The organism is Pseudomonas koreensis, assembly GCF_025447595.1.
In the GTDB taxonomy this organism is placed as follows: Bacteria; Pseudomonadota; Gammaproteobacteria; order Pseudomonadales; family Pseudomonadaceae; genus Aquipseudomonas; species Aquipseudomonas koreensis_H.
In genome coordinates, this window is the sequence record NZ_JAOEJU010000012.1 from 97,174 (window position 1) to 118,776 (window position 21,603).

General features: G+C 60.5%; 22 protein-coding genes. 11 read left to right on the forward strand and 11 right to left on the reverse strand.

Annotated features, from left to right (window positions below):
- The first annotated feature begins 16 nt into the window (after window positions 1-16).
- The 4 genes from folE to N8H71_RS16115 all read left to right on the forward strand — a co-directional run bounded on the left by folE (window position 17) and on the right by N8H71_RS16115 (window position 1,645).
- Complete coding sequence (folE, locus tag N8H71_RS16100) at window positions 17-577, forward strand: GTP cyclohydrolase I FolE (RefSeq protein ID WP_115076574.1); 561 nt, start codon at window positions 17-19, stop codon at window positions 575-577.
- Window positions 578-949, forward strand: a complete 372-nt coding sequence (gene folX, locus N8H71_RS16105; RefSeq protein ID WP_096819038.1) for a dihydroneopterin triphosphate 2'-epimerase — start codon at window positions 578-580, stop codon at window positions 947-949.
- Window positions 950-1,017: 68 nt separating this feature from the next.
- On the forward strand, window positions 1,018-1,314 hold the full coding sequence (locus tag N8H71_RS16110) for a DUF1244 domain-containing protein (protein WP_085608092.1): 297 nt from the start codon (window positions 1,018-1,020) through the stop codon (window positions 1,312-1,314).
- Window positions 1,307-1,645, forward strand: a complete 339-nt coding sequence (locus tag N8H71_RS16115; protein ID WP_108559624.1) for a HopJ type III effector protein — start codon at window positions 1,307-1,309, stop codon at window positions 1,643-1,645. The genes N8H71_RS16110 and N8H71_RS16115 overlap by 8 nt, the downstream gene beginning before the upstream one ends.
- Window positions 1,646-1,829: 184 nt before the next feature.
- On the opposite strand, the gene trxB is transcribed toward N8H71_RS16115, so the two are convergent.
- Complete coding sequence (trxB, locus tag N8H71_RS16120; protein WP_262194751.1) at window positions 1,830-2,792, reverse strand: thioredoxin-disulfide reductase; 963 nt, start codon at window positions 2,790-2,792, stop codon at window positions 1,830-1,832.
- 310 nt (window positions 2,793-3,102) lie between these two features.
- Here trxB and cysZ point away from each other — a divergent pair, with 310 nt between their 5' ends.
- Complete coding sequence (gene cysZ / locus N8H71_RS16125; RefSeq protein ID WP_011332493.1) at window positions 3,103-3,855, forward strand: sulfate transporter CysZ; 753 nt, start codon at window positions 3,103-3,105, stop codon at window positions 3,853-3,855.
- Window positions 3,856-3,897: 42 nt separating this feature from the next.
- Window positions 3,898-5,118 (forward strand): glycosyltransferase family 4 protein, encoded by a 1,221-nt coding sequence (locus N8H71_RS16130; RefSeq protein WP_262194752.1) that lies wholly within the window; start codon window positions 3,898-3,900, stop codon window positions 5,116-5,118.
- On the opposite strand, the gene N8H71_RS16135 is transcribed toward N8H71_RS16130, so the two are convergent.
- The 3 genes from N8H71_RS16135 to N8H71_RS16145 all read right to left on the reverse strand — a co-directional run bounded on the left by N8H71_RS16135 (window position 5,087) and on the right by N8H71_RS16145 (window position 7,438).
- Window positions 5,087-6,190 carry an NADH:flavin oxidoreductase gene (locus N8H71_RS16135; RefSeq protein WP_262194753.1) on the reverse strand — a complete coding sequence of 368 codons (1,104 nt, stop codon included), beginning with the start codon at window positions 6,188-6,190 and terminating at the stop codon, window positions 5,087-5,089. The genes N8H71_RS16130 and N8H71_RS16135 overlap by 32 nt on opposite strands.
- Window positions 6,191-6,347: 157 nt before the next feature.
- Window positions 6,348-6,830 (reverse strand): glutathione peroxidase, encoded by a 483-nt coding sequence (locus N8H71_RS16140; RefSeq protein ID WP_007959082.1) that lies wholly within the window; start codon window positions 6,828-6,830, stop codon window positions 6,348-6,350.
- A gap of 122 nt (window positions 6,831-6,952) precedes the next feature.
- Window positions 6,953-7,438 (reverse strand): FKBP-type peptidyl-prolyl cis-trans isomerase, encoded by a 486-nt coding sequence (locus N8H71_RS16145; protein WP_262194754.1) that lies wholly within the window; start codon window positions 7,436-7,438, stop codon window positions 6,953-6,955.
- Here N8H71_RS16145 and N8H71_RS16150 point away from each other — a divergent pair.
- From N8H71_RS16150 to N8H71_RS16160, 3 genes are read left to right on the forward strand one after another with little or no spacing between them, the layout of a single operon-like run.
- Entirely contained in the window at window positions 7,437-7,745 is a 309-nt protein-coding gene (locus N8H71_RS16150) for a DUF3565 domain-containing protein (RefSeq protein WP_262194791.1), read from the forward strand. The two genes, N8H71_RS16145 and N8H71_RS16150, sit on opposite strands and share 2 nt — an antisense overlap.
- A gap of 60 nt (window positions 7,746-7,805) precedes the next feature.
- Complete coding sequence (pta, locus tag N8H71_RS16155; protein WP_007959085.1) at window positions 7,806-9,905, forward strand: phosphate acetyltransferase; 2,100 nt, start codon at window positions 7,806-7,808, stop codon at window positions 9,903-9,905.
- A gap of 4 nt (window positions 9,906-9,909) precedes the next feature.
- Entirely contained in the window at window positions 9,910-10,815 is a 906-nt protein-coding gene (locus N8H71_RS16160; RefSeq protein ID WP_262194755.1) for an acyltransferase, read from the forward strand.
- A 560-nt stretch (window positions 10,816-11,375) separates the two neighbouring features.
- Here the strand turns inward: N8H71_RS16160 and cysN are convergent.
- The 3 genes from cysN to N8H71_RS16175 all read right to left on the reverse strand — a co-directional run bounded on the left by cysN (window position 11,376) and on the right by N8H71_RS16175 (window position 15,208).
- The gene (cysN, locus tag N8H71_RS16165) at window positions 11,376-13,274 is read right to left on the reverse strand and encodes a sulfate adenylyltransferase subunit CysN (protein WP_262194756.1); all 1,899 of its coding nucleotides are present in this window, start codon (window positions 13,272-13,274) and stop codon (window positions 11,376-11,378) included.
- A gap of 9 nt (window positions 13,275-13,283) precedes the next feature.
- Window positions 13,284-14,201 carry a sulfate adenylyltransferase subunit CysD gene (gene cysD / locus N8H71_RS16170; protein WP_007953546.1) on the reverse strand — a complete coding sequence of 306 codons (918 nt, stop codon included), beginning with the start codon at window positions 14,199-14,201 and terminating at the stop codon, window positions 13,284-13,286.
- A 248-nt stretch (window positions 14,202-14,449) separates the two neighbouring features.
- Window positions 14,450-15,208, reverse strand: coding sequence for a Nif3-like dinuclear metal center hexameric protein (locus N8H71_RS16175; protein ID WP_262194757.1), 759 nt, complete (start codon window positions 15,206-15,208; stop codon window positions 14,450-14,452).
- A gap of 103 nt (window positions 15,209-15,311) precedes the next feature.
- Between N8H71_RS16175 and algW the strand changes: the two genes are divergently transcribed.
- Both algW and N8H71_RS16185 read left to right on the forward strand, forming a co-directional pair.
- Entirely contained in the window at window positions 15,312-16,469 is a 1,158-nt protein-coding gene (gene algW, locus N8H71_RS16180; protein WP_192563541.1) for a Do family serine endopeptidase AlgW, read from the forward strand.
- Window positions 16,470-16,636: 167 nt separating this feature from the next.
- Window positions 16,637-17,008 carry a hypothetical protein gene (locus N8H71_RS16185; protein WP_262194758.1) on the forward strand — a complete coding sequence of 124 codons (372 nt, stop codon included), beginning with the start codon at window positions 16,637-16,639 and terminating at the stop codon, window positions 17,006-17,008.
- Between the two features lie 60 nt (window positions 17,009-17,068).
- Here N8H71_RS16185 and hisC read toward each other — a convergent pair whose 3' ends face one another.
- The 4 genes from hisC to murA form a co-directional block, all read right to left on the reverse strand.
- Window positions 17,069-18,121, reverse strand: a complete 1,053-nt coding sequence (gene hisC, locus N8H71_RS16190; RefSeq protein WP_262194759.1) for a histidinol-phosphate transaminase — start codon at window positions 18,119-18,121, stop codon at window positions 17,069-17,071.
- A 2-nt stretch (window positions 18,122-18,123) separates the two neighbouring features.
- A complete protein-coding gene (gene hisD / locus N8H71_RS16195; protein ID WP_007953552.1) occupies window positions 18,124-19,449 on the reverse strand; it encodes a histidinol dehydrogenase in 1,326 nt (441 codons plus the stop codon).
- A 125-nt stretch (window positions 19,450-19,574) separates the two neighbouring features.
- Entirely contained in the window at window positions 19,575-20,210 is a 636-nt protein-coding gene (gene hisG, locus N8H71_RS16200) for an ATP phosphoribosyltransferase (RefSeq protein ID WP_007953554.1), read from the reverse strand.
- 127 nt (window positions 20,211-20,337) lie between these two features.
- On the reverse strand, window positions 20,338-21,603 hold the full coding sequence (gene murA / locus N8H71_RS16205; protein ID WP_115076563.1) for a UDP-N-acetylglucosamine 1-carboxyvinyltransferase: 1,266 nt from the start codon (window positions 21,601-21,603) through the stop codon (window positions 20,338-20,340).

Consider the following 21,603-nt stretch of genomic DNA (forward strand, 5'->3'; position numbering starts at 1 on the left):
CCCGCGAGGATGCTTCATGACCCGTTCCCTGCCCGAGAATTACCGCGAGATCCTGATCGGTCTCGGTGAAAACCCTGACCGCGAAGGACTGCTCGACACACCGGCGCGGGCGGCCAAGGCCATGCAGTACCTGTGTCATGGCTACGAACAGAGTGTCGACGAGATCGTCAATGGCGCACTGTTTGCCTCCGACACCGACGAGATGATCATCGTCGCCGACATCGAGCTCTATTCGTTGTGCGAACATCACCTGCTGCCCTTCATCGGCAAGGCCCATGTGGCTTATATTCCGACGGGCAAGGTGCTGGGGTTGTCGAAGATCGCGCGCTTGGTGGACATGTTTGCCCGCCGCCTGCAGATCCAGGAAAACCTCACCCGGCAGATCGCCGAGGCGGTCCAGCAAGTCACCGATGCCGCCGGTGTTGCGGTGGTCATCGAAGCGCGGCACATGTGCATGATGATGCGCGGTGTCGAGAAACAGAATTCGACCATGAACACCTCGGTCATGCTCGGCGCCTTCCGCGAGTCGAGCAACACCCGCCAGGAGTTCCTGCAATTGATTGGACGGAGCAAGTAAATGCCACAACTTCAACCGGGAATGGCGCGCATCCGGGTCAAGGATCTGCGCCTGCGCACCTTTATCGGGATCAACGAGGACGAAATCCTCAACAAGCAGGACGTGCTGATCAACCTGACCATCCTGTACGCCGCGCAGGAAGCGGTACGTGACAACGACATCGACCACGCGCTGAACTACCGCACCATCACCAAAGCGATCATCGCCCATGTGGAAGGCAACCGTTTTGCGCTGCTCGAACGCCTGACCCAGGAGCTGCTGGATCTGGTGATGGTCAACGAATCGGTGCTGTACGCCGAGGTCGAAGTGGACAAGCCGCATGCCTTGCGCTTTGCCGAATCGGTGTCGATCACCCTCGCGGCCAGCCGCTGAACGTGTCTGGCGCTCCGGGCGTCAGACTTTTATCATCCGCGCCACGATTTGACTGCACAGAGCCCATCATGACCGAGCAACAACGCCTCGAACTCGAAGCCGCCGCCTTCCGCCGGCTGGTCGCCCACCTGGACAGCCGCAAGGACGTGCAGAACATCGACCTGATGAACCTCGCCGGGTTCTGCCGCAACTGCCTGTCCAAGTGGTACAAGGCCGAGGCCGACGAGCGCCAGATCGAGGTCAGCCTCGACGACGCCCGTGAAGTGGTTTACGGCATGCCGTACGCCGACTGGAAAGCCCAATATCAGCAAGAAGCCAGCGCCGAACAACAAGCGGCGTTCGCCAAAGGAAAACCCAATGAGTGATCTGAATACCCTGCGCGCCAGCCTCAAGAGCGGCGAACACGTTTTTGCCGACACCTTGTCCTTCATCGCCGCCGGTTACGACTACCAGCCTCAGGCGTTCAACAACGGTGGCGTGGAAAACGCGGCCGGACAGAACGAAGGTTCGTGCAAGACCCTGGGTCTGGCGCTGCTGGAAGGCCTGAGTGATGAAGAAGCGCTGCTGGCGTTCGGCGAACACTACCGTTCGGTCGTGGCAACGCCTGAAGGCAGCGATCACGGCAATATCCGTGCGCTGATCCAGCACGGTCTGGCTGGTGTGAAGTTCACCACCCAACCCCTGACCCGTCGGTAAATTCCGAAACAACACTATCCCTGTGGGAGCGAGCTTGCTCGCGATAGCGGAGTTTCAGTCAATACATGAGTTGAATGTGAAGCCGTCATCGCGAGCAAGCTCGCTCCCACAGAGAACAGTATTTAACGCAAAGTAACGAGCATGAAAAAACCGGCCAATTGGCCGGTTTTTTGTGCCTGCGATCTTAGAACGAAGCGTTCTGCAGACCGTCCAGGTAACGCTCGGTGTCCAGTGCCGCCATGCAACCGGCGCCGGCCGAGGTGATGGCCTGACGGTAAACGTGGTCAGCCACGTCGCCGGCAGCGAAGATGCCTTCGACGCTGGTCGCGGTGGCGTTGCCTTCACGGCCGCCCTGAACGACGAGGTAGCCGTCTTTCAATTCCAGCTGACCGTCGAACAACGAAGTGTTCGGGGTGTGGCCAATCGCGATGAACACGCCGTCGACCTTGATTTCGTCGAAACTGCCGTCGTTGTTCTTCAGACGGGCACCGGTCACGCCCATGTTGTCGCCCAGCACTTCGTCCAGGGTCGCGTTCAGTTTCAGCTCGATCTTGCCTTCGGCCACACGGGCGTTGAGCTTGTCGATCAGGATCTTCTCGGCGCGGAAGGTTTCGCGACGGTGGATCAGGGTGACCTTGCTGGCGATGTTGGCCAGGTACAGGGCTTCTTCGACAGCGGTGTTGCCGCCACCGACCACGGCCACGGGCTTGTTGCGATAGAAGAAACCGTCGCAGGTCGCGCAGGCCGAAACGCCTTTGCCCATGAACGCTTCTTCCGACGGCAGGCCCAGGTAACGAGCGCTGGCACCGGTGGCGATGATCAGCGCATCGCAGGTATAGGTGCCGCTGTCGCCGGTCAGGCTGTAGGGCTTGGAAGCGAAGTCCACGGCATTGATGTGATCGAAGACGATCTCGGTTTCAAACCGCTCGGCGTGCTCGCGCATGCGCTCCATCAGTACCGGGCCGGTCAGACCGTGGACGTCGCCCGGCCAGTTGTCGACTTCGGTGGTGGTGGTCAGTTGACCGCCGGCCTGCATGCCGGTAATCAGCAGCGGCTTGAGGTTGGCACGGGCAGCGTAGACGGCAGCGCTGTAACCGGCAGGGCCGGAACCGAGGATGATCACTCGCGAATGACGGACTTCAGACATGAACCTGCTCCTGTTGACCGGCCAAGACACCTGGCCGGACGCCGGACTGCCGGCGGGAATAAAAAAGGACTGTGGATAACCTTGGGGAAGGCGTGAGCTCGACAGTCCTGTAAAAAGTTGGGTGCAGCGTATCGAGGGGGGCAAGATTAAGGAAATACGGTTTAACAATCCAGCTCATAGGTGGTCTCTATGCCGACACACTGACGAGATGGACGTCTTTGTTACAGTGAATGTCGATCCCGCTGCCGCGCTTTCACAGGTTCTGCAAAGTCGGTAAGGTCGGCGCGTTTTCCCTTGCTCGGAGCAACTTATGCCCGCCCCTGTCCTGTCCGGCCCGCAATACCTGCGCGAAGGCCTCAAACTTGTCTTGAGCCCGGGCCTGCGCCTGTTCGTGCTGCTGCCGCTGGCCATCAACCTGGTGCTGTTCGTCGGATTGATCTATCTGGCCGGCCACCAGTTCAGCCTGTGGGTCGACACGCTGATGCCGTCGCTGCCCGAATGGCTGAGTTTCCTCAGTTACATCCTGTGGCCGCTGTTCGTGGTGCTGGTGGCGTTGATGGTGTTCTTCACCTTCACCATGCTGGCCAACGTGATCGCAGCACCGTTCAACGGTTTCCTCGCGGAAAAGGTTGAAGTGGTAGTGCGCGGTACCGACGACTTCCCGGCCTTCAGCTGGGGCGAACTGATCGCCATGATCCCGCGCACCCTGGCCCGGGAAATGCGCAAACTCGGTTATTTCCTGCCCCGGGCGATCGGCCTGTTCATCCTTTCGTTCATCCCGGTGGTGAACATCGTCGCCGCGCCGCTGTGGCTGCTGTTCGGGGTATGGATGATGGCGATCCAGTACATCGACTACCCGGCGGACAACCACAAATTGGGCTGGAACGAGATGCTCGCCTGGCTGCGCCAGAAGCGCTGGCAGAGCATGAGCTTCGGCGGGATCGTTTATCTGGTGCTGCTGATTCCGGTGGTCAACATCCTGATGATGCCGGCCGCCGTGGCTGGCGCGACGCTGTTCTGGGTGCGTGAACGCGGAGCCGAGAATCTGGTGACGCAACGCTGAGGTCGCGTCACAAATCCATCATCCGAACGTCACAACCACGACATGGCCTCAGCCGACACTGAGGCCATGACGACAGCTCTACATATCACCCTCATCAGCGAAACCTTCCCACCGGAAATCAACGGCGTGGCCAACACCCTTGGCCGCTTGTGCGACGGTTTGCGCGCACGCGGGCATCGGGTGGAGCTGGTGCGACCGCGTCAGGCTGACGACCCGCAGCGCACTGAAGACGACTCGCTGCTGTTGTGCCGGGGCTGGCCGTTGCCGGGCTATCCGGGGTTGCAATGGGGGCAGTCGTCGATGCACAAACTGTTGCGACGCTGGACGCGCCAGCGCCCGGACGTGCTCTATATCGCCACCGAAGGTCCGCTCGGGCTGTCGGCATTGCGCGCAGCTCGCCGTCTGGGGATCGCCGTGGTCAGCGGCTTCCACACCAATTTTCAGCAATACACCCACCAGTACGGGCTGGGTTTGCTGACCCGTTTGCTCACCCATTACCTGCGCTGGTTTCACAATCGTTCTGCGCTGACGCTGGTGCCGAGCGTCAGCCAGCGTCTGGAGCTGGAGCGTCGGCATTTCGAACGCCTGGCGCTGCTGTCCCGGGGTGTCGACAGTCAGTTGTTTCACCCGGCCAAACGCCTGAATGCCTTGCGTGAGCAATGGGGTCTTGGCGAGCAGGACATTGCTGTCATTCACGTAGGACGCCTGGCGCCAGAGAAAAACCTCGGCCTGCTCAAGCGCAGTTTCGAAAAGCTCGCCGGCACCTATCCACAACGCAAGCTGAAACTGATCGTGGTCGGCGACGGGCCGCAACGAATGGCACTGGAAAAGGAACTGCCCGAGGCGATTTTCTGCGGTTCGCAACGTGGCGAAGCACTGGCGGCGCACTACGCGTCGGGGGATGTTTTTCTGTTTCCGAGCCTGACCGAAACCTTTGGCAACGTCGTGCTGGAAGCGCTGGCCTCAGGCCTTGGAGTGGTGGCTTACGATCAGGCCGCAGCGGCCCAACATATTCGCCATGGCTACAACGGCGTGCTGGCGATGCCCGGCGATGAAGAGGCGTTCTGCGAGGCAGCAGCGTGGCTGCTGGAAGAAGACGAAAGGTTGCGTTGCGTACGCCTGAACGCACGCCAACACGCCAGCCGCCAGGGTTGGGCGGCCATCATCGAGCAGTTTGAAAACCATTTGTTGGGGGCTTGCCGCGATCTGCGCGACAAGCCTCCCACGACGATCAAACCAGCGTCATCAACGCCTCACGGCTGAACGGCAGAATGTCCTGCTCGCGGCCTTCGCGCACTTTCTGCGCCCAGTCCGGATCCACCAGCAGTGCACGCCCCACCGCCACCAGATCGAACTCGTCGTTATTCAGACGCTCCAGCAGTTTTTCCAGACTGGCCGGTTGCGCGACCTTGTCGGTGTTGACCATGAACTGCAGGAATTCGCCATCGAGGCCGACGCTGCCGACGGTGATGGTCGGTTTGCCGGTCAGCTTGCGTGTCCAGCCGGCCAGGTTCAGGTCGGAACCGTCGAATTCCGGCTCCCAGAAACGGCGCGTCGAGCAATGGAAAATATCCACGCCGGCGTCGGACAACGGCTTGAGGAATTCGCCCAGCGCTTCGGCGGTTTGCACCAGACGCGCGGTGTAATCCTGCTGTTTCCACTGCGAGAAGCGGAAGATGATCGGGAAGCCTTCGCCCACCGCCGCGCGCACAGCCTGAATCAGCTCGATGGCGAAACGCGAACGGTTGGCCAGACTGCCACCGTATTCGTCAGTGCGCTGGTTGCTGCCTTCCCAGAAGAACTGGTCGATCAGGTAACCGTGGGCGCCGTGGATTTCCACGCCGTCCATGCCGATGCTTTGGGCATCTTTGGCAGCTTGGGCGAAGGCGGCGATCACCTCCTGGATGTCCTGTTTGGTCATGCCGTGTACGACGACCTGGCCGTCCTTGAGTTTTTCCGACGGGCCGTAACCCGGCACGCTCGCGTCCGGTTCGGTGCCCAGACGGCGCACATTGCCGACGTGCCACAGCTGCGGAACGATCTTGCCGCCTTCGGCGTGCACCGCATCGACGACTTTCTTCCAGCCAGCCAGCGCGGCTTCACCGTAGAAGTGCGGCACGTTCGGGTAACCGTTGGAAGCCTGATGGCCAACGGTGGTGCCCTCGGTGATGATCAGGCCGACACCGGCCGCTGCGCGACGACGGTAGTATTCGATCACTTTGGAATTGGGTATGCCGCCCGGGGAAAACGAACGGGTCATCGGCGCCATGACCACGCGGGTCGGAAGTTCGAGGGCACCGAGCTGGAACGGTTTGAACAGGGCTTGCACGGGCATGGGAGGCTCCACGAAAAATTGATCGACGGGCATACGATTCATATGACGGCGATAATATGCGGAGTTTCAACCGGCGGATAGCACTATTGATCTGAATGATTAAGGGTCAAAAGGCAGGCGAAAAAAATCGCAGCTCGATGGCTGCGATTTTTGTGTTTCAGCTCAGGGCTTTTTCAATCGCCGTAATCACCGAAGGATCATCCGGCGCCGTGCGCGGCGAGAATCGGGCCAGTACCCGACCGTCCTTGCCGAGCAGGAATTTCTCGAAATTCCAGGTGATGTCACCGGGAAACTCCGCGCCCTCGCCCGCCAGCAAACGATACAGCTGATGACGGTCGTGACCATTGACTTCGAGCTTTTTCGACAACGGAAAACTCACGCCATAGTTGAGGCTGCAGAATTCCTGGATCTCCTGCTCACTGCCCGGTTCCTGGCCAGCAAACTGGTTGCATGGCAGGCCCAGCACACTGAAGCCTTTGCCTTTGTATTGCTGATAAAGGTTTTCCAGCGCCGCGTACTGTGGGGTCAAGCCGCATTTGGAGGCGACGTTGACCACCAGCACGACTTGGCCCTTGAAGGGTGCCAGCGGTAGCTCCTGACCATCCAGGGCTGTCAACTTAAGGTCGTGAAAAGCACTCATGACGAACTCCAGATTCCCGTGTTCTACTCGAAACAGCCACTTGGCGAGACCACCAAGGACAGCCGCGGACTAAAAAGGCGCCCTCGGGCGCCTCTCCAGTTCTCTGAGCTTAGCGCAGAAAATCAGTGGTGATGGCCACCTTCGCCATGGACGTGACCATGAGCGATTTCTTCCTGGCTGGCGTCACGGATGGCAATGACCTTCACTTTGAAGTTCAGGCGCTGACCGGCCAGCGGGTGGTTGCCGTCGACGGTGACGTCGTCGCCGTCCAGGTCACGGATGGTGACGATCTGCATCTGGCCGTCCGGCGCCGAAGCGTGGAACTGCATGCCGACTTCCAGCTCGTCAACGCCTTCGAACATGCTGCGGCTCAGGGTGCTTACCAGCTCAGCGGCGTATTCGCCGTAGGCATCTTCCGGCTCGACGGAAACTTCCAGCTCGTTGCCGACTTCTTTACCTTCCAGGGCTTTTTCCAGGCCCGGGATGATGTTGCCTGCGCCATGCAGGTAGACCAGCGGAGCGCCGCCGGCGGAGCTGTCGATGACCTCACCAGCGTCGTTGGTCAGGGTATAGTCGATGGAGACAGCCTTATTGGCGGCGATCAGCATGGGGCGAGACCTTTTGCATAAGAATGAAGAACGGACAAGTCTAAACAAGGATTTGCCCGAAAGCGAACAGAACCCGGACAGACGGGACGGATTGGCGCCCGTGACCATCACCGGATTCCATCAGGACGAGGACGGCCACTGGGTCGCCGAGCTGTCCTGCGGCCACACCCAGCACCTGCGCCACCTCCCGCCCTGGCAGTCCCGGGCATGGGTCCTGGACGCCGCGCAACGTATTGAAAAAATAGGCCAACCCTTTGCTTGCGGTTGGTGCGCTCAAGGCTCGGTTAGCGATAACCTTGGCGACTGAATTCAGGCAGATCGGCACACGGAGACGATCGCCATTGCCATGCACCCTTAGAGAATCCGCATGCAAACTTTTTTTATCGCGCCCACCGACTTTGGTGTGGGTCTGACCTCCATCAGCCTCGGGCTGGTGCGTACGCTGGAGCGGGCCGGGCTGAAAGTCGGCTTCTTCAAACCGATTGCCCAGCCGCATCCGGGCGACACCGGCCCTGAGCGCTCCACCGAACTGGTGGCCCGCACCCACGGTCTGAAACCGCCGCAGCCACTGGGCCTGGCCCACGTCGAGCGGATGCTTGGCGACGGTCAGCTCGACGAGTTGCTCGAAGAAATCATCACTCTCTACCAGCAGGCAGCCATCGGCAAAGACGTGCTGGTCGTCGAAGGCATGGTGCCGACCCGCAGCGCCAGCTATGCCGCGCGGGTCAACCTGCACCTGGCCAAGAGCCTGGATGCCGAGGTGATTCTGGTCTCGGCGCCGGAAAACGAAGTGCTGACCGAACTGTCCGGCCGCGTCGAGTTACAGGCGCAACTGTTCGGCGGACCGAAAGACCCGAAAGTCCTCGGCGTGATCCTCAACAAGGTCAAGACCGACGAAAGCATGGACGCCTTCGCTGCGCGTCTGAAAGAGCATTCGCCCTTGCTCCGCACCGGTGATTTCCGTCTGCTCGGCTGCATTCCGTTCCAGCCCGAACTCAACGCCCCGCGCACCCGCGATGTGGCCGACCTGATGGGCGCCCAGGTGCTCAACGCCGGCGACTACGAAACCCGGCGCATGACCAAGACCATCATTTGCGCACGCACCATGCGCAACACCGTGGACTTGCTCAAACCCGGCGTGCTGGTGGTGACCCCCGGCGATCGCGACGACATCATCCTCGCCGTCAGCCTCGCGGCCATCAACGGTGTACCGCTGGCCGGCCTGCTGCTGACCAGCGACACCCTGCCCGATCCGCGCATCATGGATCTGTGCCGTGGCGCCTTGCAGGCTGGCTTGCCGGTGCTGTCGGTGAGCACCGGCTCCTACGACACCGCCAACCTGCTCAACGGCCTGAACAAGGAAATCCCCGTCGACGACCGCGAACGCGCGGAGATCATCACCGATTTCGTCGCCAGCCATCTGGATGCCAACTGGCTGCACCAGCGCTGCGGTACGCCACGGGAAATGCGCCTGTCGCCAGCCGTGTTCCGCTATCAATTGATTCAACGCGCGCAGGCCGCCAACAAACGCATCGTTCTGCCCGAAGGCAGCGAGCCGTTCACTGTGCAAGCGGCTGCAATCTGTCAGGAGCGTGGAATTGCCCGTTGCGTGTTGCTGGCCAAACCGGCTGACGTCGAAGCCGTGGCCCGTGCCCAAGGCATCGTGCTGCCGCCGGGGCTGGAGATCCTCGATCCGGATCTGATCCGCGAGCGCTACGTCGAACCGATGGTCGCCCTGCGCAAGAGCAAAAGCCTCAACGCGCCGATGGCCGAGCAGCAACTGGAAGACACCGTGGTGATCGGCACCATGATGCTGGCGCTGGATGAAGTCGACGGACTGGTTTCCGGCATCATCAACACCACCGCCAACACCATCCGCCCGGCCCTGCAACTGATCAAGACCGCGCCGGGCTGTACGCTGGTGTCGTCGGTGTTCTTCATGCTGTTCCCCGAAGAAGTGCTGGTCTACGGCGACTGCGTGATGAACCCGCATCCGAGCGCCAGTGAACTGGCCGAGATCGCCCTGCAAAGCGCCGACTCGGCCGCCGCGTTCGGCATCACCCCGCGCGTGGCGATGATCAGCTACTCCAGCGGCGAATCGGCCACCGGCGAAGAAGTCGAGAAAGTCCGCGAGGCCACCCTGCTCGCCCACGAACAACAGCACTCTCTGCTGATCGACGGGCCGTTGCAATACGACGCCGCCGCCAACGAAACCGTGGCCCGGCAACTGGCGCCAAACAGCCAGGTGGCCGGTCGCGCCACGGTGTTCGTATTCCCCGACTTGAACACCGGCAACACCACCCACAAAGCCGTGCAGCGCAGCGCCGATTGCGTCAGCCTCGGCCCGATGCTGCAAGGCCTGCGCAAACCGGTGAACGACCTGCCGCGCGGCGCGCAGGTCGACGACATCGTCTACACCATTGCCCTGACTGCGATTCAGGCTGCCAACCGACCTCTGGATATCTGACCCGATGCTGGCTTTTCTCCCTGCCACCCTGCGCGGCGTAATCGCCGCGCTGCTGCTGGCGCTGAACACGATCCTGCTGTGCTCGTTCCTGTTTCTCGTGGCACTGATCAAAGTGCTGCCGTTCGACCTCGCACGCCGCGCCTCGCGCTGGCTGATGAGCCACACCCATGAAGCCTGGATCAGCAACAACAAAGGCTGGATGAACCTGGTCCGCCGCACCCGCTGGCACCTCAGCGGCCTGCAGGGCCTGGACTATCAACACTCGTACCTGATCACCAGCAACCACCAGAGCTGGGTCGACATCCTGGTGCTGCAATACGTGCTCAACCGACGTATCCAGCCGCTGAAATTCTTCCTCAAGCAGGAACTGATCTGGGTCCCGATCATCGGTCTGGCGTGGTGGACGCTGGGCTTCCCGTTCATGAAACGCTATTCAAAAGCCTATCTGGAAAAACACCCGGAAAAGAAAGGCAAAGACCTGGAAACCACCCGCAAGACCTGCGCGAAATTCCGCGACAACCCGGTAGGCATCTTCAACTTCGTCGAAGGCACACGCTTCACCGAAGGCAAACACGCACAGCAGCAGTCACCGTTCAAATACCTGCTCAAGCCCAAGGCCGGCGGCATTGCCTTCGTGCTGGATGCAATGGGCGAACAGCTGGAATCGATCGTCAACGTCACCATCCACTACCCCGGCGGACGCCCTGGCTTCTGGGACCTGCTGTGCGGCAATGTACGAGACGTAGTGGTGCACTTCGAAGAACTGAAAATCCCACCGCAGTTCATCGGCAAGAACTACGACCAGGACGGCGAATACCGCCTGCAATTCCAAGGCTGGATCAACCAGCTGTGGCAAGACAAGGATGCGTTGCTTGAGCAGATGCACCGCGAATATCCCAAACGACGCTGAGCCCCCCCTGTGGGAACACCTGACAGAAATTGGTCGTCTGTCAGGCCGCCATCGCCAGCAGGCTGGCTCCCACAGGAAAACAGTTCGCTTTCAGCTTTTAGCTTCCCACCACTCAACACAATGAGCGTTAGCTCGAGTACCGCTTTTGACGTGCCGGCCCCTTCGGCCGGCTGAGTGGAGGGATTCATCCGGGGGTGGGAGCGCAGCGACCGTGCGGCGAAGCCGCATGCATCGAGAGGAGGTGCAGCGAAGCAAACCGTAGGCGATGCCCCCGGATGAATCCCGGAACGAAGGAACGCCGAGCCAAAGCGAGGTGCCGAACGCCGGGGCCAAGCCTTTTGCTTACTTTTTGGCGTTTGAAAAAGTGAGCCGCTGTAAGAGCGGAACCGCCAGCGGCAGCACCCGAAGCAACGGATATTCACCCAAAACTCCAAGAGCCTGATCGGCCCAAAGGCCGTCATCGCTAGCAGGCTAGCTCCCACAATTAACCGAACTGGCCCGAAATAAAAAAGCCCGCCGATGATCACTCATCGGCGGGCTTTTTTATTCGCAGCTAACGCTTAAATCGCACCACGCTTACGCAGCAGATCCAGCACTTGCTTGACACTTTCATCCAGCGACAACGACTGGGTATCGATCACCAGATCAGCATCCAGCGGCACATCATACGGGAAGGACTCACCCGGAATGTTATCGCCACCGGCAGCGTACAAACCTTGCGGATCACGCTCGGCGCAAACAGTCGGCGAAGCCTGAACATAGACCGTCAGCAAACGATCCTTGCCAATCAGATCCTTGGCCTTCTCGCGACCTTCCGCACTCGGCGCCACGAATGCCGCCAGCGTCAGCAGACCGGCTTCGTTGAACTGACGGGCAACATGCGCCGCACGGCTCCAGTTCTCGGTGCGACCGGCGCGATCCTGCGGCAGCCCCTTGTTTAGATCATGACGCAGGTTCTGGCCATCCAGCACAAACACCGCACGACCGAGGTCGAACAACTTGCGCTCGACCGCGTAAGCCAAGGTGCTCTTGCCAGCGCCCGACAGGCCGCTGAACAGCACGGTAGCCGGTTGCTGACCGAAACGCTGAGCGCGTTCTTCGGTCGCTACATGGGCCAGTTTGCCGTGATGCGTAGCGGTACCGTGAGTCACCGGCTGGGCGACGATCATGCCGGCGCCGACGGTGCCGTTGGTCAAACGGTCGATGATGATGAAGGCGCCAGTGGTGCGGTTGCTGTCGTAACCGTCGAGGGCGATCGGCGCATCGAGCGCGATCTTCACCTTGCCGATTTCGTTGAGCTGCAACGCGCTCGCCGGGCCCTCTTCGAGAGTGTTGACGTCGACTTTGTTGACGATGCTGGCGATGGAGCCCGGCACGTAGCTGGTCGCGCGCTTGATGTCGTATTTTTTGCCCGGCAGCATCGGCTCTTCAGCCATCCACACCAGCATCGCTTCGAAGCTGTCGGTCACTGGCGGAACGTTGTCGGCGTGGACCAGCAGGTCGCCACGAGAAATGTCGATCTCGTCTTCCATGGTCAGCGTTACCGCCTGGCCAGGACCTGCGTGTTCCAGCTCACCTTCGAAGGTGACGATGGATTTCACGCGGCTGCTCTTGCCCGACGGCAGGACCACGACTTCGTCGCCCTTCTTGACGATGCCGCTGGCCAGAGTGCCGGCGAAACCGCGGAAGTTCAGGTTCGGACGGTTGACGTACTGCACCGGGAAACGCAGATCAGTGAAGTTGCGGTCGCCCGCCACTTCCACGGTCTCGAGGATTTCCATCAGCGACTGGCCGGTGTACCACGGCGAGCGCTCGGACTTGTTCACCACGTTGTCGCCCTTCAGAGCGGACATCGGCACGAAGTGCATGCTCGTCGGCTTCATCTTCAAGCCTTCGGCAAACTTCAGGTAGTCGGCCTTGATCGACTCGAACACGCCCTGTTCGAAGCCCTTGAGGTCCATCTTGTTGATGGCGACAACGATGTGCTTGATGCCCAGCAGGGAGGCAATAAAGCTGTGGCGACGGGTCTGGGTCTGCACGCCGTAACGGGCGTCGACCAGGATGATCGCCAAGTCACAGGTGGACGCACCGGTGGCCATGTTGCGGGTGTACTGCTCATGGCCGGGGGTGTCGGCGATGATGAATTTGCGCTTGGCGGTGGAGAAATAGCGGTAGGCGACATCGATGGTGATGCCCTGCTCGCGCTCGGCCTGCAGGCCGTCGACCAGCAACGCCAGGTCGATGTCGTCACCGGTGGTGCCGACTTTCTTCGAATCGCGGGTGATGGCTTCGAGGTGATCTTCGTAGATCATCTTCGAGTCGTGCAGCAGGCGCCCGATCAGGGTGCTCTTGCCGTCATCGACGTTACCGCAGGTCAAAAAGCGCAGCAGCTCTTTACGTTCGTGCTGGCCCAGGTAGGCGAGGATGTCCTCGCTGATCAAATCAGATGCGTGCGACATGACAACCCCTTAGAAATAACCCTGACGTTTCTTGTCTTCCATCGAGCCTGCGCCATCGTGGTCGATGACCCGGCCCTGGCGCTCGGAAGTTCGCGTCAGGAGCATTTCCTGAATGATGTCCGTCAGGCTTTCGGCCTCGGACTCCACCGCGCCCGTCAACGGGTAGCAGCCAAGGGTACGGAAACGCACTTTCTTTTTGACGATGCGCGCCTTGTCCTCGTCGGACAGGTGTTCGAGGATGCGCTCGTCGTCGATCATGATCAGCGTGCCGTTCTTCTCGATCACTTCGCGTTCGGCTGCGAAGTACAGCGGTACGATCGGGATGCCTTCGAGGTAGATGTACTGCCAGATGTCCAGCTCGGTCCAGTTCGACAACGGGAACACACGAATGGATTCGCCCTTGTTGACCTTGCCGTTGTAGACGTTCCACAGCTCGGGGCGCTGGTTCTTCGGGTCCCAGCGGTGTTTGCTGTCACGGAACGAGTAGACGCGCTCCTTGGCGCGGGACTTCTCTTCATCGCGACGGGCACCGCCGAAGGCTGCGTCGAAACCATGCTTGTCGAGTGCCTGCTTCAAGCCCTCGGTCTTCATGATGTCGGTGTGCTTGGCGCTACCGTGGGTGAATGGGTTGATGCCCTGCGCAACGCCATCCGGGTTGACGTGGGTGATCAGGTCCAGGCCAAGCTCTTCGACCATTTTGTCGCGGAACTTGTACATCTCCTGGAATTTCCAGCGGGTGTCGACGTGCATCACCGGAAACGGCAGTTTGCCCGGGAAGAACGCCTTGCGTGCCAGATGCAGCATCACGGCGGAGTCTTTACCGATGGAGTACAGCATCACCGGGTTGTCGAACTCGGCGGCCACCTCGCGGATGATGTGGATGCTTTCCGCCTCCAGCTGTTTCAGATGCGTCAGTTTGTCGACCATGGCTACTCACGAAAGCTTTCTTATGAACGGCCAGCGGGCCGTGTTCGAGCGGGGAATCCTAGCACAGCGACCTCTTCTAATCAGGACGCCAACTAGATCGAAAGGGCATATGAATATGCCTGCTGGTTCGGCCAATACGGACCCTGCGGGAGCGAGCTTGCTCGCGAAAGCGGTCTGCCATTCAACAATGATGGCGACTGATACTGCCTCTTCGCGAGCAAGCTCGCTCCCACAGGATTTGGGTGAATTCAGATCGGGTTCGGGATGTCGATGAAGATATGCTCAAGGGCAAACCGCTTCGCCAGATAATCGCCCAGCGCCTGCACCCCATAGCGTTCGGTGGCGTGGTGGCCGGCGGCGATGAAGCTGATGTCGTTTTCCCGGGCGCTGTGGAATGTCTGCTCGGAGGCCTCACCGCTGAGGAACAGATCGACGCCGGCAGCGATGGCATTGTCGATATAGCCCTGACCGCCGCCGGTGCACCAGCCGACCCGACGGATCATAGCGCTGCCTTCGACCAGCAGTGGCTCGCGGCCCATGACTTCCTGCACTTTGCGGGCAAAGTCGCGCGGGGTCATCGGTTCGCTCAGTGAACCGACCAAACCGATGATCTTCAGATTGTCCGGATCCAACGGCCCTTCGACGGTGATGTCCAGCTGACGGGCCAGTTGCACGTTGTTGCCGACGTCCGGGTGCAGATCCAGCGGCAGGTGGTAACCGAGCAGACTGATGTCGTGCTTGAGCAGCGTCTTCAGTCGGCGCTGCTTCATGCCGGTGATGCACGGGTTCTCGCCCTTCCAGAAATAACCGTGGTGCACCAGCACCAGATCGGCTTCGGCGTCGACAGCGGCATCGAGCAACGCCTGGCTGGCGGTGACGCCGCTGACGATACGCATCACCTGAGGGCGGCCCTCGACCTGCAGGCCGTTGGGGCAATAATCGGCAATTTTCGCACTGCCGAGGTAACGGTCGGCTTCTTCGACCAGGGTACTGAGGGCAACGGCCATGAAAGACTCCTGAAAATCCCGTTCAGAGGCACGCGCGGCCTCGTATAATGCGCGACATTATGGGCGGTCTGACCCCGCCTGCAACTTTTCCAGGACGTGATTAATGCTCAAGGCGCTGCGTTTTTTCGGCTGGCCGCTGTTGGCCGGCGTGCTTATCGCTCTGTTGATTATTCAGCGTTACCCGCAGTGGGTCGGGCTTCCGAGCCTCGACGTCAACCTGCAACAGGCCCCGCAGACCACCAGCGTGCAGCAGGGGCCGGTGTCCTATGCGGACGCGGTGACCATCGCCGCGCCGTCGGTAGTCAACCTCTACACCACCAAAGTCATCAACAAGCCAAGCCATCCGCTGTTCGAGGATCCGCAGTTCCGCCGTTTCTTCGGTGACAATTCGCCGAAGCAGAAGCGCATGGAGTCGAGCCTCGGCTCCGGCGTGATCATGAGCCCGGAAGGCTACATTCTGACCAACAACCACGTCACCAGCGGCGCCGACCAGATCGTCGTGGCGCTCAAGGACGGTCGCGAAACCCTGGCCCGAGTGATCGGCAGCGATCCGGAAACCGACCTGGCCGTCCTCAAAATCGATCTGAAAACCTTGCCTTCAATCACCGTCGGCCGTTCCGACAACATCCGCATCGGCGACGTCGCATTGGCCATCGGTAACCCGTTCGGCGTCGGGCAGACCGTGACCATGGGCATCATCAGCGCCACCGGCCGCAACCAGTTGGGCCTGAACAACTACGAAGACTTCATCCAGACCGACGCGGCGATCAACCCGGGCAACTCCGGCGGCGCGCTGGTGGATGCCAACGGCAACCTCACCGGCATCAACACCGCGATCTTCTCCAAGTCCGGCGGCTCGCAAGGCATTGGTTTTGCGATCCCGGTGAAACTGGCGATGGAAGTCATGAAGTCGATCATCGAGCACGGTCAGGTGATTCGCGGCTGGCTGGGGATTGAAGTGCAACCGCTGACCCAGGAACTGGCCGAGTCGTTTGGCCTGTCCGGGCGTCCGGGAATCGTGGTGGCGGGGATTTTCCGCGACGGCCCGGCACAGAAGGCCGGCCTGCAACTGGGCGACGTGATCCTGAGCATCGACGGCGAACCGGCTGGCGATGGCCGCAAATCGATGAACCAGGTGGCGCGGATCAAGCCGACCGACAAGGTCACGATACAGGTGATGCGCAATGGCAAGGAATTGAAGCTGACCGCTGAAATCGGTCTGCGTCCGCCGCCGGCACCGATGAAGGAAAAAGAAGAATAGGACGTTGCAACCCGCGCTCTAATTTCCTTTAAGCAGGATGAAGGGCGCGCTCACCGCAGAAACGGTATTGATACCTGTCATTTCTGTCAGTAGTACGGCTTTCGCATTACCCATAGCCTGATCCCTGTTGTTGAACACTTTCATTTATCAACACAGGGATCAGCGAAATGGACATTTCCACAGCGCTTAAAAACGCAAAAGGCAGCGGCTCGTTCGGTGTTCGGCTCAGCAACGGCGAAGGTTTTGATGCAGTTTTGGTCAACAACGTTCCGACTGCTGATGGCGGCGGTATCCTTTTGGGTGTTAACGGCACCAGCAACGTATTGCTCAACCACCCTAAACTCGCAGCAGGTACTCATACGGTAACGTTCGGCAACGGTGATGCGCGCACCTCTATCAACGGAGTGTCATACGTTGCCCAAAGCGGGGAGATGGACCTGACAGTGGATGATCCGCTAACAACAGCGAAAGGTACCTACCGCTTTACAACACTAGACGGGATCAACGTCGAAGGCGAGTTCGACATCAATGCCGTTTAAGCGTCGACAAAATGCCCCCGCTTCCGAAAAGCTCAGAATCGGGGGCCATCGCTTCATTTCTTACAGGTCGCCAAGTCCGTCGATCAACGCCTGATTCTGCTCCGGCGTACCGATCGAGATCCGCAGGAACTGGGCAATCCGCTCCTGTTTGAAGTGGCGAACGATCACACCGTGCTCTCGCAGTTTGGCCGCCAGCCCTGCCGCATCGTGTTGCGGATGCCGGGCGAAAATGAAGTTCGCCGCTGACGGCAGCACTTCAAAGCCTTTGGCCTGCAACTTCGCAACCACCCATTCGCGACTCTCGATGACCAGTGCGCAAGTCTTGTCGAAATACTCGCGATCCTCGAACGCTGCTGCCGCGCCGACATTGGCCATGCGATCGATCGGGTAGGAGTTGAAGCTGTTCTTGATCCGCTCCAGCGCCTCGATCAGATCCGGATGGCCTACCGCCAGACCGACCCGCAGGCCTGCCAGCGAACGGGATTTGGACAGGGTCTGGGTCACCAGCAGGTTCGGATAACGGTCGACCAGACTGATCGCGGTTTCGCCGCCGAAGTCGATATAAGCCTCGTCAACCACCACGACCGAATCCGGGCTGGCCTTGAGGATCTGCTCGACGGCTTCCAGTGCAAGCAGGCAACCGGTCGGCGCGTTCGGGTTCGGGAAGATGATCCCGCCGTTCGGTTTGGCGTAGTCAGCCGGATTGATCCGGAATTGCGCATCCAGCGGCACCGCGTCGAATTTAATGCCGTAAAGGCCGCAGTAAACCGGATAGAAGCTGTAGCTGATGTCCGGGAACAGCAACGGCTGATCGTGTTGCAGCAGACCGTGGAAGATGTGTGCCAGCACTTCGTCCGAACCGTTGCCGAGGAACACCTGATTGCTCTGCACGCCGTAGTAGTTGGCGACGGCGTTTTTCAGCCGATCGCTGTTCGGATCCGGGTACAGGCGCAGGTTGTCATTGAGTTCGGTCTGCATCGCCGCCAGGGCTTTTGGCGACGGGCCGTACGGGTTTTCGTTGGTGTTGAGTTTTACCAGACGGGTCAGCTTCGGCTGCTCGCCCGGCACATACGGCACCAGATCCTTGACGAACGGGCTCCAGAATTTGCTCATGCTCAGTTCCCCTTCACTTCGTCTTTGATGCGGTATTCGGCGCTGCGCGCGTGGGCGCTCAGCGATTCGCCTCGGGCCAGGATCGACGCAGTCTTGCCCAGCTCGGAGGCACCGGCCTCGGAGCAGAAGATGATCGACGAACGTTTCTGGAAGTCATACACGCCCAGCGGCGAGGAGAAACGCGCGGTGCCGGACGTCGGCAACACGTGGTTCGGACCTGCGCAGTAGTCGCCCAGCGCTTCGGAGGTGTGGCGACCCATGAAGATCGCGCCGGCGTGGCGGATCTGCGGCAGCCAGGCCTGCGGGTCAGCGACCGACAGCTCAAGGTGTTCCGGGGCGATGCGGTTGGCGACTTCGATGGCCTGGGCCATGTCGCGCACGTGGATCAGCGCACCACGACCGTTGATCGAGGTTTCGATGATGGTCGCGCGATCCATGGTCGGCAGCAGTTTGTCGATGCTCGCGGCAACCTTGTCGAGGAACTCGGCGTCCGGGCTGACCAGGATCGCCTGGGCATCTTCGTCGTGTTCGGCCTGGGAGAACAGGTCCATGGCGATCCAGTCCGGATCGGTCTGGCCGTCGCACACCACAAGGATTTCAGACGGGCCGGCGATCATGTCGATGCCGACCTGACCGAACACGTGGCGCTTGGCAGTGGCGACATAGATGTTGCCCGGACCAACGACCTTATCAACCTGCGGCACGCTTTCAGTACCGTAGGCCAGCGCGGCAACGGCTTGTGCGCCACCGATGGTGAACACACGGTCGACACCGGCAATGCACGCCGCCGCCAGCACCAGTTCGTTGACTTCACCACGCGGGGTCGGCACCACCATGACCACTTCGGTCACACCGGCGACCTTGGCTGGAATCGCGTTCATCAACACCGACGACGGATACGACGCCTTGCCACCCGGCACATACAGACCGGCGCGATCCAGTGGCGTGACTTTCTGGCCCAGCACCGTGCCGTCGGCTTCAGTGTAGCTCCAGGAGTCCTGCTTCTGTTTTTCGTGATAGCTGCGCACGCGGGCGGCGGCTTTTTCCAGCGCTTCGCGTTGCGGTACGGTGATTCGGGTCAGGGCCAGCTCCAGACGCTCGCGCGGCAGGATCAGGTCCGCCATCGAAGCGACTTCGAGGCCGTCGAACTTCTGGGTGAACTCGACCAGCGCCGCGTCACCGCGCTCGCGCACAGCCTTGATAATGTCCAGCACCCGCTGATTGACCGAGTCGTCAGACACACTTTCCCAGCTCAGCAGATGATCCAGATGATGCGCGAAATCCGGGTCAGCAGCGTTGAGTCGGCGAATTGCAGTCGGTGCGGTCATAGCGAGAGCCTCATAGGAATGGCAAAAACTCAGGCGCCCTAACTTAGCAGTCGTTTCCGCTTGGGCACCTGAGATTCTGGCTATGAGGCGGATAGACGGGCGCGACTTAACGTCGCGCAGGTACATCAGCCGCGGTGTCGAGACTCCACTGCCTTGCGCAGGGTGTCGATCAACGCCTGGATACGGGCGTGTTGCATTTTCATCGAAGCCTTGTTGACCACCAGACGCGAGCTGATCGTGGCGATCAGTTCCTGGGGTTCCAGGCCGTTGGCACGCAGGGTATTGCCGGTGTCGACCACGTCGATGATCTTGTCGGCCAGACCGATCAGCGGTGCCAGTTCCATCGAGCCGTACAGCTTGATGATATCGACCTGACGGCCCTGCTCGGCGTAGTAACGCTTGGCAACGTTGACGAATTTGGTGGCGACGCGCAGGCGGCCCTTGGGCTCGACCGCGCCGACCTTGCCGGCAGTCATCAGCTTGCACTGGGCAATCTGCAGATCCAGCGGCTCGTACAGGCCTTGGCCGGTGTATTCCATCAGCACATCTTTACCGGCAACGCCGAGGTCGGCCGCGCCATGCTCGACATAGGTCGGCACGTCGGTGGCCCGCACGATCAACAGGCGAACGTCTTCCTGGGTCGTGGGGATGATCAGCTTGCGGCTCTTGTCCGGATTCTCGGTCGGCACGATGCCCGCTTCGGCGAGAAGCGGCAGGGTGTCGTCAAGGATGCGGCCCTTGGACAGTGCGATGGTCAACATGGGAAACGTCAGTCCTTATCAAGGTACTCATGTCCGGTCGCAATCGGCGCCGGACATACATCGAGGGTGTTGCCACCCCCGATCAAAACGAATTCAACGGACACTTCCCTGTGTCCAGATGCAGCGACTAGCCCGGAACGCGACGGATCTTGGCGCCCAGCATCTGCAGTTTTTCCTCGATGCACTCGTAACCACGGTCGATGTGGTAGATGCGGTCGATCAGGGTATCGCCCTGTGCCACCAGTGCCGAAATCACCAGGCTCGCCGAAGCACGCAGGTCGGTTGCCATCACTGGCGCGCCCTTGAGTGTTTCGATGCCGGTCACGATGGCGGTGTTGCCTTCGACCTGGATGTGTGCGCCCATGCGGTGCAGTTCGTACACGTGCATGAAACGGTTTTCGAAGATCGTCTCGATGACTGCACCAGTGCCTTCGGCAATGGCGTTGAGCGAGATGAACTGCGCCTGCATGTCGGTCGGGAACGCCGGGTACGGCGCAGTGCGCACGTTGACCGCTTTCGGGCGCTTGCCGTGCATGTTCAGCTCGATCCAGTCTTCACCGGTGGTGATTTCTGCGCCGGACTCACGGAGTTTTTCCAGTACGGCTTCGAGGATGGTCGGATCGGTGTCCTTGACCTTCACGCGGCCACCGGTAACCGCCGCGGCCACCAGGTAGGTGCCGGTTTCGATACGGTCAGGCATGACCTTGTAGAAGGCCGAACCCAGACGCTCGACGCCATCGATGGTGATGGTGTCGGTGCCGGCACCGGACACCTTGGCGCCCATGGCGTTGAGGAAGTTCGCCAGGTCGACCACTTCCGGCTCGCGGGCAGCGTTCTGCAACACGCTGCGGCCCTTGGCCAGAGCGGCAGCCATCATGATGTTCTCGGTACCGGTCACACTGACGGTATCGAAGAAGAAATGCGCACCGCGCAGGCCGCCTTCAGGCGCCTTGGCCTTGATGTAGCCGCCTTCGACGTCGATGACCGCGCCCATGGCTTCCAGGCCACGGATGTGCAGGTCGACCGGACGCGAACCGATGGCGCAGCCGCCAGGCAGTGCGACTTCGGCTTCACCGAAACGGGCAACCATCGGGCCCAGTACCAGGATCGAGGCACGCATGGTTTTCACCAGTTCGTACGGAGCGATCAGGGTCTTGATGGTGCGCGGGTCGATTTCGACGCTGAGCTTCTCGTCGATCACAGGCTCGATGCCCATGCGACCGAACAGCTCGATCATGGTGGTGATGTCGTGCAGGTGCGGCAGGTTGCCTACGGTAACCGGGCCATCGCACAGCAGGGTGGCGGCCAGGATCGGCAGGGCGGAGTTCTTCGCCCCGGAGATGCGGATCTCGCCATCAAGACGAGCGCCACCGGTAATAATCAATTTATCCAT

Bases quoted from the DNA above. Each gene is read 5' to 3' on its own strand.
- folE (WP_115076574.1), top strand. From the start codon at position 17: ATGACCCGTTCCCTGCCCGAGAATTACCGCGAGATCCTGATCGGTCTC.
- folX (WP_096819038.1), top strand. From the start codon at position 578: ATGCCACAACTTCAACCGGGAATGGCGCGCATCCGGGTCAAGGATCTG.
- N8H71_RS16110 (WP_085608092.1), top strand. From the start codon at position 1,018: ATGACCGAGCAACAACGCCTCGAACTCGAAGCCGCCGCCTTCCGCCGG.
- N8H71_RS16115 (WP_108559624.1), top strand. From the start codon at position 1,307: ATGAGTGATCTGAATACCCTGCGCGCCAGCCTCAAGAGCGGCGAACAC.
- trxB (WP_262194751.1), bottom strand. From the start codon at position 2,792: ATGTCTGAAGTCCGTCATTCGCGAGTGATCATCCTCGGTTCCGGCCCT.
- cysZ (WP_011332493.1), top strand. From the start codon at position 3,103: ATGCCCGCCCCTGTCCTGTCCGGCCCGCAATACCTGCGCGAAGGCCTC.
- N8H71_RS16130 (WP_262194752.1), top strand. From the start codon at position 3,898: ATGGCCTCAGCCGACACTGAGGCCATGACGACAGCTCTACATATCACC.
- N8H71_RS16135 (WP_262194753.1), bottom strand. From the start codon at position 6,190: ATGCCCGTGCAAGCCCTGTTCAAACCGTTCCAGCTCGGTGCCCTCGAA.
- N8H71_RS16140 (WP_007959082.1), bottom strand. From the start codon at position 6,830: ATGAGTGCTTTTCACGACCTTAAGTTGACAGCCCTGGATGGTCAGGAG.
- N8H71_RS16150 (WP_262194791.1), top strand. From the start codon at position 7,437: ATGGGGCGAGACCTTTTGCATAAGAATGAAGAACGGACAAGTCTAAAC.
- N8H71_RS16145 (WP_262194754.1), bottom strand. From the start codon at position 7,438: ATGCTGATCGCCGCCAATAAGGCTGTCTCCATCGACTATACCCTGACC.
- pta (WP_007959085.1), top strand. From the start codon at position 7,806: ATGCAAACTTTTTTTATCGCGCCCACCGACTTTGGTGTGGGTCTGACC.
- N8H71_RS16160 (WP_262194755.1), top strand. From the start codon at position 9,910: ATGCTGGCTTTTCTCCCTGCCACCCTGCGCGGCGTAATCGCCGCGCTG.
- cysN (WP_262194756.1), bottom strand. From the start codon at position 13,274: ATGTCGCACGCATCTGATTTGATCAGCGAGGACATCCTCGCCTACCTG.
- cysD (WP_007953546.1), bottom strand. From the start codon at position 14,201: ATGGTCGACAAACTGACGCATCTGAAACAGCTGGAGGCGGAAAGCATC.
- N8H71_RS16175 (WP_262194757.1), bottom strand. From the start codon at position 15,208: ATGGCCGTTGCCCTCAGTACCCTGGTCGAAGAAGCCGACCGTTACCTC.
- algW (WP_192563541.1), top strand. From the start codon at position 15,312: ATGCTCAAGGCGCTGCGTTTTTTCGGCTGGCCGCTGTTGGCCGGCGTG.
- N8H71_RS16185 (WP_262194758.1), top strand. From the start codon at position 16,637: ATGGACATTTCCACAGCGCTTAAAAACGCAAAAGGCAGCGGCTCGTTC.
- hisC (WP_262194759.1), bottom strand. From the start codon at position 18,121: ATGAGCAAATTCTGGAGCCCGTTCGTCAAGGATCTGGTGCCGTATGTG.
- hisD (WP_007953552.1), bottom strand. From the start codon at position 19,449: ATGACCGCACCGACTGCAATTCGCCGACTCAACGCTGCTGACCCGGAT.
- hisG (WP_007953554.1), bottom strand. From the start codon at position 20,210: ATGTTGACCATCGCACTGTCCAAGGGCCGCATCCTTGACGACACCCTG.
- murA (WP_115076563.1), bottom strand. From the start codon at position 21,603: ATGGATAAATTGATTATTACCGGTGGCGCTCGTCTTGATGGCGAGATC.